Origin of the sequence: Novipirellula galeiformis, from assembly GCF_007860095.1 — a bacterium.
Taxonomy (GTDB): Bacteria; Planctomycetota; Planctomycetia; order Pirellulales; family Pirellulaceae; genus Novipirellula; species Novipirellula galeiformis.
The window spans coordinates 306886-320832 of the sequence record NZ_SJPT01000002.1; the positions used below are offsets into that span (position 1 = coordinate 306886).

Annotated in this window: 9 protein-coding genes; 5 read left to right on the forward strand and 4 right to left on the reverse strand. The window is 56.1% G+C overall.

The genetic code is table 11. The annotated features are described in order from the left end of the window. Window positions 1-219: 219 nt before the first annotated feature. Window positions 220-1680, reverse strand: coding sequence for a sigma-54-dependent transcriptional regulator (locus Pla52o_RS06315; RefSeq protein WP_146593759.1), 1461 nt, complete (start codon window positions 1678-1680; stop codon window positions 220-222). Then, window positions 1677-3782, reverse strand: coding sequence for a PAS domain-containing sensor histidine kinase (locus Pla52o_RS06320; protein ID WP_146593760.1), 2106 nt, complete (start codon window positions 3780-3782; stop codon window positions 1677-1679). Before Pla52o_RS06320 ends, Pla52o_RS06315 begins: the two co-directional genes overlap by 4 nt. A gap of 325 nt (window positions 3783-4107) precedes the next feature. Here Pla52o_RS06320 and Pla52o_RS06325 point away from each other — a divergent pair, with 325 nt between their 5' ends. The 3 genes from Pla52o_RS06325 to Pla52o_RS06335 all read left to right on the forward strand — a co-directional run bounded on the left by Pla52o_RS06325 (window position 4108) and on the right by Pla52o_RS06335 (window position 7998). Then, window positions 4108-4515 carry a hypothetical protein gene (locus Pla52o_RS06325; protein WP_146593761.1) on the forward strand — a complete coding sequence of 136 codons (408 nt, stop codon included), beginning with the start codon at window positions 4108-4110 and terminating at the stop codon, window positions 4513-4515. A gap of 472 nt (window positions 4516-4987) precedes the next feature. Next, a complete protein-coding gene (gene mgtE, locus Pla52o_RS06330; RefSeq protein WP_146593762.1) occupies window positions 4988-6379 on the forward strand; it encodes a magnesium transporter in 1392 nt (463 codons plus the stop codon). Window positions 6380-6438: 59 nt separating this feature from the next. Continuing rightward, window positions 6439-7998, forward strand: a complete 1560-nt coding sequence (locus Pla52o_RS06335) for a bifunctional GNAT family N-acetyltransferase/carbon-nitrogen hydrolase family protein (protein WP_146593763.1) — start codon at window positions 6439-6441, stop codon at window positions 7996-7998. A 23-nt stretch (window positions 7999-8021) separates the two neighbouring features. Here Pla52o_RS06335 and Pla52o_RS06340 read toward each other — a convergent pair whose 3' ends face one another. After that, a complete protein-coding gene (locus Pla52o_RS06340; RefSeq protein ID WP_146593764.1) occupies window positions 8022-8258 on the reverse strand; it encodes a carbon storage regulator in 237 nt (78 codons plus the stop codon). A gap of 778 nt (window positions 8259-9036) precedes the next feature. Here Pla52o_RS06340 and Pla52o_RS27325 point away from each other — a divergent pair. Beyond that, entirely contained in the window at window positions 9037-9456 is a 420-nt protein-coding gene (locus tag Pla52o_RS27325; RefSeq protein WP_231612138.1) for a four helix bundle protein, read from the forward strand. After that, window positions 9344-9769, forward strand: coding sequence for a hypothetical protein (locus tag Pla52o_RS27330; RefSeq protein WP_231612183.1), 426 nt, complete (start codon window positions 9344-9346; stop codon window positions 9767-9769). The genes Pla52o_RS27325 and Pla52o_RS27330 overlap by 113 nt, the downstream gene beginning before the upstream one ends. A gap of 138 nt (window positions 9770-9907) precedes the next feature. Here Pla52o_RS27330 and Pla52o_RS06350 read toward each other — a convergent pair whose 3' ends face one another. Next, window positions 9908-13597, reverse strand: coding sequence for a Calx-beta domain-containing protein (locus Pla52o_RS06350; protein ID WP_146593765.1), 3690 nt, complete (start codon window positions 13595-13597; stop codon window positions 9908-9910). Between the last annotated feature and the right edge of the window lie 350 nt (window positions 13598-13947).

The window sequence follows — 13947 nt, forward strand, 5'->3', positions numbered from 1 at the left end:
TAACTTTTGCTGCCAAGCGATGCACAAACAACACCGCGATGAGCTCCGAATTTGCATAATCAATGCGGTGCGTTGATCAGACCCTCGTCAAGCCAATTCGCATTGAAAGCGATTCGGTAGACACGATGTCTTGCTGGCGGTTTACTGATCCGCGTCGCTACGAGCGGACGGTTTGACGCCCCGCGGGCAACCCGCGACAGGCTAAGAGCCGCGTCATACTCAACGCTCTTTGCCACCCTCGGTGTTTCGATCGAGTTGCTTGATCCGATTTCGCAACGTCGGTCGACTGATCCCCAATCGGTTACTGGCCGCGCTAACGTTTCCTTGTGTCGCGTGCAGGACCTCTGCCAAGATTTCGCGATCCACTGCGTCGTGAATGTCCGCAGCGATCGTGTGCGAGCCTTCTGCGAATAGCCACGCGACGTGAGAACGCAGCCCCGCTTGCCACGCCCCCCCGCCGATCGATCTTCCCAAGCCGTCGTCGCCATGCCCAACAAAGCCACTCGGCAAGAATGCCGGAACGATCACCGGGCCACTGGCCTTCAACAGCGTTTGCTTGATCACCCCTTGCAGTTCGCGGACGTTGCCGGGCCAGGAGTGCAGCATCATGGCCGCCATCGTCTCGGGCGCAATGGAGACAACTTCTTTGCCGAGGGATTTCGCAAACCGCGTGAAAAAGTACTCGATCATGATCCGGATGTCTTCGCCGCGTTCTCGCAGCGGTGGCAAATAGAGGGTGAACTCATTCAGACGGTAATAGAGATCGCTGCGGAAGCTGTTGTCGGAGATCGCTGCTTCGACATCCCGATTTGTCGCCGCAATGATACGAACATCGGTTTGGATCGTCTTGCTCCCTCCCACCCGTTCAAATTCTTTTTCCTGCAGCACTCGCAATAGCTTGGTTTGCATGCGTGGCGTCATGTCGCCGATTTCGTCTAAGAATAACGTCCCCCCGTTACAGACTTCGAATTTGCCAACGTGTCGCTGCTCGGCGCCCGTAAACGCCCCTCGCTCGTGTCCGAACAACTCACTCTCGAGCAAGTTTTCTGGAATCGCGGCACAATTAATCGCATGAAAGATTTGGTCGTGACGTTGGCTATGCTGATAGATCGCACGTGCCACCACCTCTTTGCCCGTCCCGGTCTCGCCCAGAATCAAGACCGCGACGTCGCGTGAGGCCACCCGTCCTATCGATCGAAACACTTCGACCATCGCCGGGCAATCCCCAAGTACCCGATCGGCTTTCGTATCGTCCTCTCCCAGACGGTCTTCCGAAGGCAACACCGCGGGCTTTCGCGCCATCCGACTGGTTTCCAACGCCGAATCGATGACTGGCAGAATATCATCCGGTTCGAACGGTTTGGTGACATACTCAAAGGCCCCGCCGCTCATCGCCCTGATTGCGGTTTCGGCGGTCCCATGCCCGGTCATCAAAATCACCGGCACGCGTCGATCACGCTCGCGAAATTCATGCAGCGCCGCCAAGCCTGATTGATCGGGCAGTTGGATGTCCAACAACACCGCGTCGGGTTTGTGTTCAGCAAACAGCTCAAGCCCCTTGGCCGCGGTTTCGGCGGTAATGACGTGATAATCCGGCTCCGGCAAGCAGAGCTTCATCACCTGCAGTATCAATGCGTCGTCATCGACAATCAACAAGGTACTCGGATCGTTTGAATTCATTCGCCCCTCAGACTTTCAATATACGAGTGTGGCAGCGCTGGCAAGATAACCGAAATTCGCGTCCCCTGGCCGACCGTCGAACGCACCTCGACCGCACCCTCGTGGCTGCGCACGATGCCGATCGTGGTACTTAACCCCAGTCCGGTTCCCTGGCCCCGTTCTTTGGTCGTAAAGAATGGATCGAACATGCGTTCGCGAAGATTTTTGGGGATCCCCGTCCCGGTATCGGACACGGTGATCGAGAGATAATCACCCGGTTGCAGGGTGGCGTAAGCGTATGAACGTTCGGTCGCCAACGTGATCGGGGAGACCGAGATTTTCAACTCGCCGCTGGCCGACATCGCATCGCGAGCATTGATGGCGAGATTCATAACCACTTGGCTAATCTCGGTTGCATCTCCGAGCACCTGGGAAAGTCCCGAACCGATTTGTGTCTCCAACTTGATGCCCGGAGGCAACGTTGCTTGCAATATCGCCGCAACTTCAGGGATGATTTCGTCGACGCGAATGGGCCGCTGCTCCCCCTCGCCTCCCCGAGCGAACGTCAACAGTTGAGCAATCAAATCGGCTCCCCGACTGGCCCCACTTCCGATCGTCTCTAGCAGGGCGTCGCGGTCGACGTTGGCATTTTTGCGTTGCAACATCCGACAACTCATCAAGATCGGCGTCAGCAAATTGTTCAAATCATGAGCGATCCCGCTTGCCAGCGTGCCCAAACTTTCGAGTCGTTGCCGGCGACGTTCGACTTGTTGTAACCGATTGCGTTCACCCAGATCCAAATCCAGCACCACTTCGCCAATCGTTTCATTGGCTTCGCGTATCCGCGTGCGTCGACGTTCGATCCGCAGCCCTTTTCCAGCCTTGGTGCGGGCCATCAATTCTCCCGACCAACGCTCCGCCTCGGCGTACTCGACCGCGTGAATGTTATTGTCGTTCCCCCGGGGCGGGACAATACGCAACAAATCATTGGCCGTTTGACCAATCACCTCGCGTGCCTCGAAACCATATAAATGTTGTGCACCGCGATTCCAATACACCACCCGACCGACGGCGTCGAGGATGTGCAGCGGCTCCAAGATTTCGCTCAACAAAGCCTCGTGCTGCTTTAGCCGCAGACGCGACGCTTCGCGTTCGGAGACGTCCCGTACCGAGATCGCCAAAAACTCTTGATCACGAATCGTTTGCGGGGTGATGGTCAATTCGGTATGTAGTCGCGAGCCATTGGGACGCATCGCTTTGACACGTCGCGATAGCGTGCTTTCGCGATCGCCGTGGTTCAAGCGATTGGCTAACCACTCGTCAATCACCGTGGTCGTCAACAGCGATCCTATCGCGGTGCCTTTGAGTGACGCTTCATCGGACTGGAACATTTGTTCGAACGCTGGGTTTGTCATCAGGATGCGACCTCGCTCGTCGGTCAAGATAATTCCATCCGACGACCCGCGTACGATCAACGCAAACCGTTCGTCCGCTTCGAGGGTTCGCAGATCCGCGAGTTGTCGCAGTCGTTGTTCGCCGCGGCGTGCCACATAGAGTAAGCCGACCAAGGCGAGCATCAGCGCGTGGCCGCCGATCAAGGCCCAAACGGCTTCGCGTCGCTCTCGCTCGGCCGCGATTCGTTTGCCAGCCAAATAGTCCTGATTTGCTAATCGGATCGCCTCGAGTCTCGCTCGCAATTGAGTCGCCCGATCGCGCAGTCGAGTCTTGTCGCTGACACTCAACGAGGTTGCATTGGAGGCGTGTGGACGAATCTCGCTGAGATAGATCTGACATTCCTTCAAGATCGGCTCGAGCGGATCGGCCAACGTGACACCGTCAAGCACCTCGAGCAACTGCTCGCAGCGAGCGATCGCTTCGACGAGCTCGCGATGGTCTTGTTCGTCACCCCCGAGTGTCAGTGCTCGCAGCCGAGAAGCAGCCGTTCCGAGCGAAAAACGTAGACTCGAAAGTCGCCCGATTTGTTCTTCGGTGTTGACAATCTCGCGGTGCGAATTCGGCAAGTCGTCGAGCGCCCGAAACGCGATCAAACATGATATCAAAATCGTCAACACGGTCACGATCACGGCGATCGCAAAACCGTTTGTGCGTAGCCAACGGGTCAAAGGCAACTCTCGAATGGAAATGGGGGAAACGAGGGAGACTTGCTACAGATCGATTCTCGGCCGAGGGGCTGAGATTCTATCACGGCGATTTAGACTTCGTCGATTCGATATTCAACAAGATTCCTCTTTCAGCGAAGTGCGAGGCCGGTAGAGGCGAGACGCCCTTCCTCCCTTCCTTCCATTGCCGACACGGCACAGCGAAATTTTAAGTATTCCGCAGACAGGCACACCGTTTGCGATGCATTTGAGAGCAATCCGATTTTTGTCGACGCTCACCCACCGGCGTCCCCCCCACGGCCGTCATTTATCAAGTTTGATTCATTTCATGAACGATCGGGAAGCATTCCAAGACGCACTTCATCATGCGAAATCGACGTGGGTTGGTTGCCAATGGTGGACGCAATTTGGCAGTGCAGGCTTGAATCTTGCGGGTTTACGTAGCCGCCAGGCCGCGTTGGCGGCAAAAGCGACGCGAGGTGAGGAGTCCCAATGCTGGTGCGAAGCGGCGATTTGGCTTATCCAAATCGAACGTGATGCCGCACTTGCCGCCGAACTAGCTCAACAGGCCTTTCGTGCCGCGGAATTGGGCAACAACGAGACCGCCCGCCAATTGTTAAATGACGCCGTGGAATTAGAACGCAAGTACCGTGAGCCGACTGTCTATCCCCACGTTCAACAAATTTATCAACTAGCGAACCCCGTTCCTGAAAGTCTATCCTTAAGGGGCAATTGATTTTCCATTGGCATGGAAAACTTCTTGCCAACGATCGCGGCGGCCGGTGGTTTCGGTATGCGTCAAAATCGGTCACACTTTTCCTAGAGATCGCTCTGGTTGCTCCCGTTCGAGCTGACGCCGCAATGCCGAAGACATTGGCATGCCAAAGGCATGGGGATGCCAAAGGCATGGGGATTCCCAAGTCACGGGCATTCGCGACTTCGAGTGAAGTGGTTGGGCAATCTCGCCGAGATTTCTCAGTGGGGGCGGGTCGAGGTTTGGCAAACGGGGTCGGTTTTCCAGTGCAGACAGGGACGAAACGGAGACAGGGGCGAAACTTCGGGCCGGAGTCCCCGTGTTATTCGTGGCGTGGATATTTTGAGTCTCGGACGTCCCGTACCCAGTGACATGTCCGTCCCCCCGGGCTGCTCGAATTTGATTTCACCTTCATTTACATTCCATCCATTCACCATCCACGAAAGAGTCGTCGATGCCTAGCTCTGATGCCCCTACTTCGAACGTCGCAATTGCAGAGGATCGTCCCTGGGAAGAATTGCTTCGTTTGGCCCAAGAGGGCACCAGCGTTGAGCTCGAAGACTATGTGTCCCAGCTTTCGACCGCGGATCAATGTTTGGCGTTGAGCCGGCTCGATGAAGCGGAAGAGACGCAGGTGCTCGAAGCCTTAAAGGCCGAGGACGCCGCCGAGCTGATCAGCCACTTGCCGGAGGTGGAGGCAGCACGAATGTTGGGGCTGCTCGATACGTCGACCGCCGCTGCCATCGTCCAAGAAATGCCGAGCGACGAGCAAGCCGACGTGCTCGGTGACCTTAGCGACGCTCAAGCCGAAGCGATCTTGGATGAGTTGCCTCGCGAGGAGGCCGCAGCGGTTCGCGAACTATCGTCCTATGACGATGACGAAGCGGGCGGAATGATGGTTCGCGAGATGCTTCGTTTCAGCGACCAGATGTCGGTTCGCGACGTGATTCAAGACCTCAGCGATCACGGCGAAGACTACAGCGATTTTGATGTTCGCTATGCCTACGTGTGCGACTCCGACGATCGGCTTGTCGGCGTGCTGCCAATGCAGAATCTGTTATTTGTCAAACGCGCTGAACGCCTCGCCGACCTGATGATCGTCAATCCGATTTCAGTGCAAGCGAAGGCCTCGTTGGATGATTTAGTCGAGTTATTTGACGCTCACAACTACCTTGCCGTCCCGGTGGTCGATGAAGAGGGGAAGCTGCAGGGGATCGTTCATCGCGAGGCGGTCGATTACGAAGAAACTCGCGCCATCGAAAGCGATTACCTGAAAAGCCAAGGGATCGTTGGCGGCGAAGAACTGCGAACGATGCCGCTCTGGTTGCGAGCGAAGCGACGTTTGAGCTGGTTGAGTATCAATGTGTTTTTGAACATCGGTGCGGCCGCGGTGATCGCCTACTTTCAAGATACCTTGCAAGCCGTGATCGCGTTGGCCGTGTTCTTGCCGATCATTAGTGACATGAGTGGTTGCAGCGGGAATCAAGCGGTCGCGGTGAGTATGCGAGAACTTTCCCTCGGTTTGGTCCGACCCACCGAAATGTTGCGTGTTTGGTGGCAGGAAGTTTCGGTTGGCTTGATCAATGGGGCGGCACTTGGCTTGCTTGTCGCGATTCTTGCCGTTCTCTTCAATGGCAATCCCTACCTTGGTATCGTGGTAGGGATCGCGCTGTTCACAAACACCATCATCGCGGTGTCGATCGGCGGCGTGGTGCCCTTGCTGTTGAAGCGGTTTGGCTTTGATCCCGCCGTGGCGAGCGGCCCGCTGCTAACGACCGTCACCGACATGTGCGGGTTCTTTCTCGTGCTGGGGCTCGCCACGATGATGCTTTCTAAACTCATTTGATTCCGACCCGCGCAGCGTGTCTTCGCTGGCGCTCATCGAAAACCTAAAGGACCGATCCGATGGAACCGCTTGATCTGGCTGAGTTTGAATGGAAAATTGTGGTTCGTCCGTTGACCCTCGATGATTATGACGCCCTCGTTGCAATGGCGCGGCGCTGCTTTCCCGACATGGAACCATGGGGCCGAGACCAAATTGAAAGCCAGTTGTCGCTTTTTCCCGAAGGACAAATCTGTGTGGAAATCGACGGGAAATTGGCCGCCTCTTCATCAAGTTTGATTTTGGAGTACGACCCTGCACTGGAGTGGCATAATTGGAAAGCGATCGCCGACGGAGGGTACATCCGCAATCATAAACCCAAAGGCGACACGCTGTATGGGATCGAGATCATGGTCGATCCCGAATTCCGCGGGATGAAGTTGTCGCGGCGACTCTACGACGCGCGGAAAGAATTGTGCCGCCAAAAGAATCTGTCGCAAATCATTATCGGCGGCCGAATCCCCGGCTACCACAAACACGCCGACAAATTGACCGCACGCCAGTACATCGATTCGGTGGTCGAAAAAGAGAACTACGATCCCGTGTTGACGGCCCAGCTTTCCAATGGGTTCATCGTGCGTGGATTGACGCCCAACTATTTGCCTTCGGATACCGAATCGTGTGGCTTCGCGACCCACGCCATTTGGAGCAACATCGAGTACGTGCCGGGGGCCAAACGTCGCTTCCACCACGTCGTCGAACCGATCCGAGTTTGTGTCGTTCAGTATCAATTGCGAGCGATCAGCGGATTTGACGAGTTTGCTCAGCAGTGCGAGTTCTTTCTCGATACCGCATCGGATTACAAGTGCGACTTTGTGCTGTTCCCCGAATTGTTCACAACCCAATTGCTCTCGTGTGTCGCATCGAGCCGACCTGGACAAGCGGCTCGTCAATTGGCCGACTTCACCCCTCAGTACCTCGATCTATTTACCGCGTTGTCCGTCAAGTACGACATCAACGTCATTGGTGGGTCCCAGTTCGTGATCGAAAATGGAACGCTCTACAACATCGCCTATCTGTTTCGGCGAGATGGTTCGATTGGCAAACAATACAAGATTCATATCACCCCTAGCGAACGAAAGTGGTGGGGCGTCAATCCTGGGAAATCGGTCGAGGTGTTTGAGACCGATTGCGGTCCGATCGCGATCCAGATCTGTTACGACATCGAATTCCCTGAGTTGACACGAATTGCGACTCAGAAAGGGGCCCAAATCATTTTTGTTCCCTACAACACCGACACGCGACATGGTTATTTGAGGGTGCGTTATTGTGCCCAAGCACGCTGTATCGAAAACCACCTCTACGTCGCTATCTCAGGCTGTACAGGAAACTTGCCGTTTGTCGAGAACTCGGACATCCATTACGCACAATCGGGGATCTTTACCCCCGCCGACGTGGAGTTCTCGCGTGATGGGATTGCGGCGGAATGCAATCCCAATGTCGAAACCGTGATCATTCACGACTTAGATTTCGAGCAACTTCGTCGCCACCGCGATGTCGGCTCCGTGCAAAATTGGCACGACCGTAAACGCGACCTCTACCGAGTCGTTTACCAAGAGGACGGCAGATCGCACGAGGTCTAAGCTCGCCCTCGGGGCGATTGTGATTACAGCGACAAAGTAAGCGACTGCGAGTTCTCCGTCGACACTTCCGTTGCCAACGCGACCACTTGGACCGGCGCAGGATCGCTGTTGAGGAGGCCCAATTCACCACGGCGAATGGCAACTTCACGGGGGGCCGTGATTCCAATTTGCACCCGCCCACCGCTCAGACGGGTGATCGTCAGCGTTACGTCCGATCCGATTTGAACGGATTCACCTACCTTGCGACTGAGTACTAACATGATTCGATCCTTGAATGGTTTTAGAGCAGAGTCTCATTTCAACTTGTTGGAATGGCCTGCGGAGCAACCGCCGGACCAACCCAGTCATGAAACTCGCAAAATTCTCTAATCTTGCCATTTTTTCTCACGCCGCTCTTGCCGCCTCTGCGCCTACGGCGGGACGTTTCGACTGCGAGGGAATCCACCTTTGCCCCCCTAAAAGAGCGTGAAATCAAGGCAGGCGGGCAAGATTGGCAGAAGGGGACTGCAAACGCCAAGGGGAACCAGATCGCCCGCGAACTAGGGTGCCACTTGCCCGTCGGATCCTCTTGCTAAATTTGGATCCGCAACCCCATCCCGTGTGTTTTCGCCGAACTCATTGCCCCGGTCCGTTCCACCGCGACCAGGTTCTTTCCAATGTGATCGTGCCATGGAAAGAAAGTTTCCAAATGGGCGAGTTGCTTTCGGAGGGGAACTGCGCTCTAAGGGCGACGACCGCAATCGTGCGATGGACGGCTTATTGGGGGCACGACCGAGCGGACGGATTACGTTTTTTCATGCCCGCTTGGGATCGCGCGAACGCCACAGCAGGCCTGGTCGGGGATCGGTGACTTGACCCCCACGGTGTCGTGGAGCAACAAGATCGCAAAAGGTCGAAGTCACCCCTGACCTGGGGCTAGGCGGTCTCGTTTATTGTCTCGTTCTCGAACTGAAGCACTCGTGCTCGTACTCAGGCGTTAGCCGGTACTCCTACTCGTACTCGTACTCGTACTCGTACTCCTACTCGAAACCGCCGCTGATGTCCAAATCCGTTTTCGACCGCGATCGACTCGACGTCTATTGCTTCTCGATCGTTTACGTCGCTTCCTCGTTCAAACTCGCCTCAGACTTTAGCGGGCCTCATCGACACGCACGTGACCAGTGGCTTCGCGCGGCGCAGTCGGTTCCATTGAACATCGCAGAGGGAAACAGAAAACGCAGATTCAATGATCGGAGTCGATGCTTGGACCTCGTACGGGGATCGGCGTTAGAATGTGCTGCGATTCAGGACGTCCTTGCCGCAAACCGACGGGGTAGACACCGAAGATTGTGGTACTGTCGAGACAATGTTGAAGCGAACCGTCTCGATGTTGACTCGCTTGATCGCTCGTTCCGAATCAATCCGCGAGTCGTCAACGACTTGCGATGCACTCGACGTGCGCGAGTACCGCGATGCTGAGTACGAGTACGGCAGGCCGCGAGAACCATGGCATGCACTGCAGGGCGGCTTGCACGGTTTCTGCAGTGGAGAGTCTTTCGTCCGTCCGCCGGCGATTTCAGACGTTCTCGAACTGAAGCACTCGTGCTCGTACTCAGGCGTTAGCCGGTACTCGTACTCGTACTCGAAACCGCCTCGCTCGTTCCGAATCAATCGCGAGTCGTCAGCGACTTGCGATGCACTCGACGTGCGCGAGTACCGCGATGCTGAGTACGACTACGGCAGGCCGCGAGAACCATGGCATGCACTGCAGGGCGGCTTGCACGGTTTCTGAATTAGAGAGTCTTTCGTCCGTCCGCCGGTGGTTTCAACCGTCGCCATGATCGGCGTCATGATCTCAACATCGGGTGAGACCAAGACGCCGGTGAAAATCACGGCGATCGATGGCGATCGCCGTGCGCCCCCGGCTAGCTCAGTCGAGAAGCTGCAACGCATCGTGGATGTCCGCGATCACGGCGTCGATCTGCGATTCCTTTGTTTCACGAAGTTCGGGTAGCGCCCCTTCGCTTTGGGGTGCCAATGCCTCGCCCTCTGCACCGGAATGGGACGGCGATTTCGTTTCCAACACAGGGATCGCCTGAGGTTCCCTAGGGGAATCCGATCCGAGGTTGATGTTGGAAAGAACGACCCCCGGCAACTCCTCTTGTGCACGGTTCGCGGCGTTTCGTGAGAGATAGTTGATGACCTGCAATGCATCGAGAGCACTGACTCGCCCATCCGCATTGACATCGTAATAGAGTCCGCCCGCGACGACACTTTCGCCATCGGCTTGGCGTGAAAGTTGGTTGACGACTCTCAAGGCATCGAGCGTGGTCGTCTCGCCGCTACCGTCGACATCGGTCGGCTCGACCAAGTTATTGATGCTAGCCCCGCTCAACGTATTCGCCCCTGCCGATGAACGAACAAAGATTGTTTGGTCCACCGGCGAAGCTTCGAAGATCAGTGCGTACGAGGCGTCCGCCGTCAACGAAGCCCTCAGCAAGCCCGCCGCCTCGCTTGCGATTTGGTTCATGTCGCCGTCATACAACCTGACCCGTGTCGTGGCCGATGCCGTTTCCACAAAGCCGACTAACAACTCGGTATTCTCGGTCGCGGAGAACAACACGGCCGTCGATCGGCTGCTGGCCACAATCACGTTCGCGCGGTCCATTGGGTTGCGCACGATCGTGTCGCCTTGATCGGCGTCGTTGTCTAAGATCGTGCCGGTGAATGTGCTGCTCGATCCGAGCTTCGCACCGGTCGGTCGATCCAGAGAAACGGTCACCGTTTCAACCCCCTCGAAAATCGTATCGTCAATCAAATTGATCGTGACGCTGGCGGTCGTTTCGCCGGGGGCAATCGTGAACGCATTCGAAGCGATGGTGAAATCGCTACCCTGTATCGCGGATCCATACACTCGAAACGGCACCAACACCACGTCCTCACTCGGCTTGGACAACTTCACGCTCACGGTGATCGCCCCGTCCCCTTCGGAAACCGTCCGGGTGACTTCGGTCAAGTTGACGGTTGGCTTGGATGGCAGCGGGGAATCGGAATCGACGATCGTGATCGTGTGAGTGATGGAGTCGCCCAGTGTTGCGCCAGTCGGAGTCTGCAGGGTGATGCTTACCGTTTCGTCGGGGTCTACGGCTTTGTCGTCAATCACATTGACCACGATCGTCCCCGAGGTTCGACCGGCGGCGATCAACAACGGACTCGCGCTGATCGTAAAGTCGTGACCATTGCGTGCGGTCCCCGTCGCGACAAAAGGAATCAACACATCGTGATCACTCGGGGATGTCAAAACGACAGCAACTGAGATTGTCCCGTCATCTTCGTTTACCGATTGTGCCGTGGTTGAGAAACCGACCGATGGCTGATTTGGCAGTGGCGAATCGTTGTCAAAAATCGAAATGGTTTGAGTTGGATTCTCCCCGAGATTCAATCCCTCAGGAGGCAAAATCGTCAACACGATGTTCTCGGTCGGTTCAATCTGATCGTCGTTGACAATCTCGATCGGCAATGCGGCTGTGCTCGATCCGCGTTCGAAGACCAACATCCGCTGGCTGAGCACATAATCGCTGCCATCGGTCGCGGTGCTGGTGACCGTGATCGGTACCTTGATCACTTCGGGTGCCAAAATGCTCAGGGTTGCGGTGACCCAGACGAGAGGATTTGACTCGGACACCATCATTTGTGAGGTGCTGAAGCTAACTTTCGGATAGTCGCCTACGAGATCATTGTCAACGATCGTGATCGTGGTCGATGTCACGTCCCCCAGTTCACCCAAATTGGGCGTGCCGAGGGTCACGATCATCGTTTCTTCCTCTTCGGCTAAGTTGTCTTCAAAAATATGGAGTTTAAAACTCCGCAAGACCTGGCCTGCCGCGAAGCCGACACGGTCCGTCAAACTGGCATAGTCTTTGAGCGTGGTGGCCGTCCCGGTGATCGTGAAAGGGACTTCGACAAAGGTCTCCGTCGGCTCCGACAAACTGACCGTCACGATCACGACTTTGTTGCCTTCTTCGACGCGGATCGCCGAGTTGACGATGTTGATTTTCGGGGGTGGTGCCTTGTCGTCATCACTGATCGTCAACGTCTTCGTGGGGATTTCTCCCAAGAGTGCTCCCGTCGGTGTGCCCAGGGTCACGATGACGGTTTCGTTGCCTTCGATGGCGGTGTCATCAATCACGTTGACAATGATGCTGGCCGAAATTTGTCCGGCGGCAAATGTGATCTGATTCGGGGAAATCGTGAAATCGGTGTTCGGCGTAGCCGTCCCGCTAACCGTCAGCGGAACCGTGATTGGCGCGTCGCTGGCCGCCGAGAGAAAAACGTCCAAGGATACCGAACCGACGCTTTCCCCCACCGTCAATGCCGCGGTGCGGAAGCTGACCGTCGGCGGAGGTGTCTGGTCATTGTCGATGATCGTTAACACTTGACGGTTGGGCGAACCGAGCTTTGCGTTGGTCGGTGGGTCAAGTCTGACGATCACCGTTTCGTTGTTCTCTAACTGAAAATCATCGGTCACCGCGATCTCTAGCGTGGCCGTGGTTTGCCCCGACGGGATCATGATCATATCTGGCGTGATCACAAAGTCGGTATCGCGCGTCGCACTCCCCGATACGGTATAGGGAATCGTGACATCGAATTCACTGGCCGAAGAAAGGGTCACCGTCATATTCACGGTGCCCGCGTTCTCTTGGACCGTTGGGGATTCTAAAGAGAGCACCGCAGTGGGAGTCCCATCGTCGTTGTCAACGATGTGCAGGGTGTGAACCACGTCGGCCCCCAGTCGAGCGCCGATCGGTGTCGAGAGGGTTACGACAATCGTCTCGGCCGACTCCGCGGCGAGGTCATCGATTAATGTGAACTCAATATCCGCGGACATGCTGCCCGCAGGTATCGTCAACGGGCTGCTCAAAACGGTGAAATCGGTCCCTTCCGTCGCGGTTCCGGACAACGTGAAGGGAACGATCACATCTTCGTTAGAAACTTGTGATAGCGACACGTTCACGCTCACCGTGCCTGCGTCTTCGAGCTGAGACTGCATCTCGGTTGTCATCGTGACCACCGTCTCGCTCGCATCGGAGACCCTCAGGATCACGTCGCCGTAATCGGTAATCGGAAGCGAATTGGCCTCGGCATCGACCACTAGCGTTCGATGATCCTGAGCCACTCCAGCCGAATTGATCGTCAAGCGGTAATCCCCAGCGACGAGCGGAACCATGACATCAAATGTGCCAAGACTGCGCGTCGGGGGAGCACTGATCGCGGTCTCGGCCGAACTAGAGACAATCGAATCACCCTGCTCGCGGTTGATCATCGCGTCAATGAATTCAGGGAACGCTTCGGACTGCAGAAATTCATCGATCACCAATGAATTGGCACTATTGGCGAAGTTCAATTGGTAACCACGGACCGCCTGCTCGGCCGACGTCAACGTCGCTTCGAATCGAACCGTCGATCCGCCGCTGGCGGTCACGATCGTGGTCCCGTTCTCTTCGGTCGCCCCGCCCAAAGCGGGCAATAAGTCGACGACCGCGAGCAATCGTCGATCTTCAAGCAATTCGGCACTCAGCTGCCGACGTTGGACGTTTCTTCGCGTGATTCGACGACTCATGGCAGATAATCTCAGATCGATTTTTGAAACTCGGAAAGCAAAACAGGTCAACTGCGAAGAATAGGCAGAAAGACGAGAGGTGATTCTAATCCACCCGTTTAGCGTTCGCCAGCAGGATCTGGGGTGAGCCCCGTTGATCGAGGTCGAGCGTCGCGTTCCTTTTGGGAGACCCTATTGGGTGATTGGCCACGTTTTACCGTCGCTTGACCCGCGCGTTGGCAATCACCGTCAAGGCAACCTAATCGAATTCACCGCCGCCGAGGTAGCGAATCGAAACACGACATCACGGTGGCTTCATACGCGTCCGTAGCTTCGCACCCCCCTTTTTCGCCGAAAATCATCACCCGCAG

Coding starts and splice junctions, on each gene's coding strand:
- Pla52o_RS06315 (WP_146593759.1), bottom strand. CDS start 1,680: ATGAATTCAAACGATCCGAGTACCTTGTTGATTGTCGATGACGACGCA.
- Pla52o_RS06325 (WP_146593761.1), top strand. CDS start 4,108: ATGAACGATCGGGAAGCATTCCAAGACGCACTTCATCATGCGAAATCG.
- mgtE (WP_146593762.1), top strand. CDS start 4,988: ATGCCTAGCTCTGATGCCCCTACTTCGAACGTCGCAATTGCAGAGGAT.
- Pla52o_RS06335 (WP_146593763.1), top strand. CDS start 6,439: ATGGAACCGCTTGATCTGGCTGAGTTTGAATGGAAAATTGTGGTTCGT.
- Pla52o_RS06340 (WP_146593764.1), bottom strand. CDS start 8,258: ATGTTAGTACTCAGTCGCAAGGTAGGTGAATCCGTTCAAATCGGATCG.
- Pla52o_RS27325 (WP_231612138.1), top strand. CDS start 9,037: ATGTCCAAATCCGTTTTCGACCGCGATCGACTCGACGTCTATTGCTTC.
- Pla52o_RS27330 (WP_231612183.1), top strand. CDS start 9,344: ATGTTGAAGCGAACCGTCTCGATGTTGACTCGCTTGATCGCTCGTTCC.
- Pla52o_RS06350 (WP_146593765.1), bottom strand. CDS start 13,597: ATGAGTCGTCGAATCACGCGAAGAAACGTCCAACGTCGGCAGCTGAGT.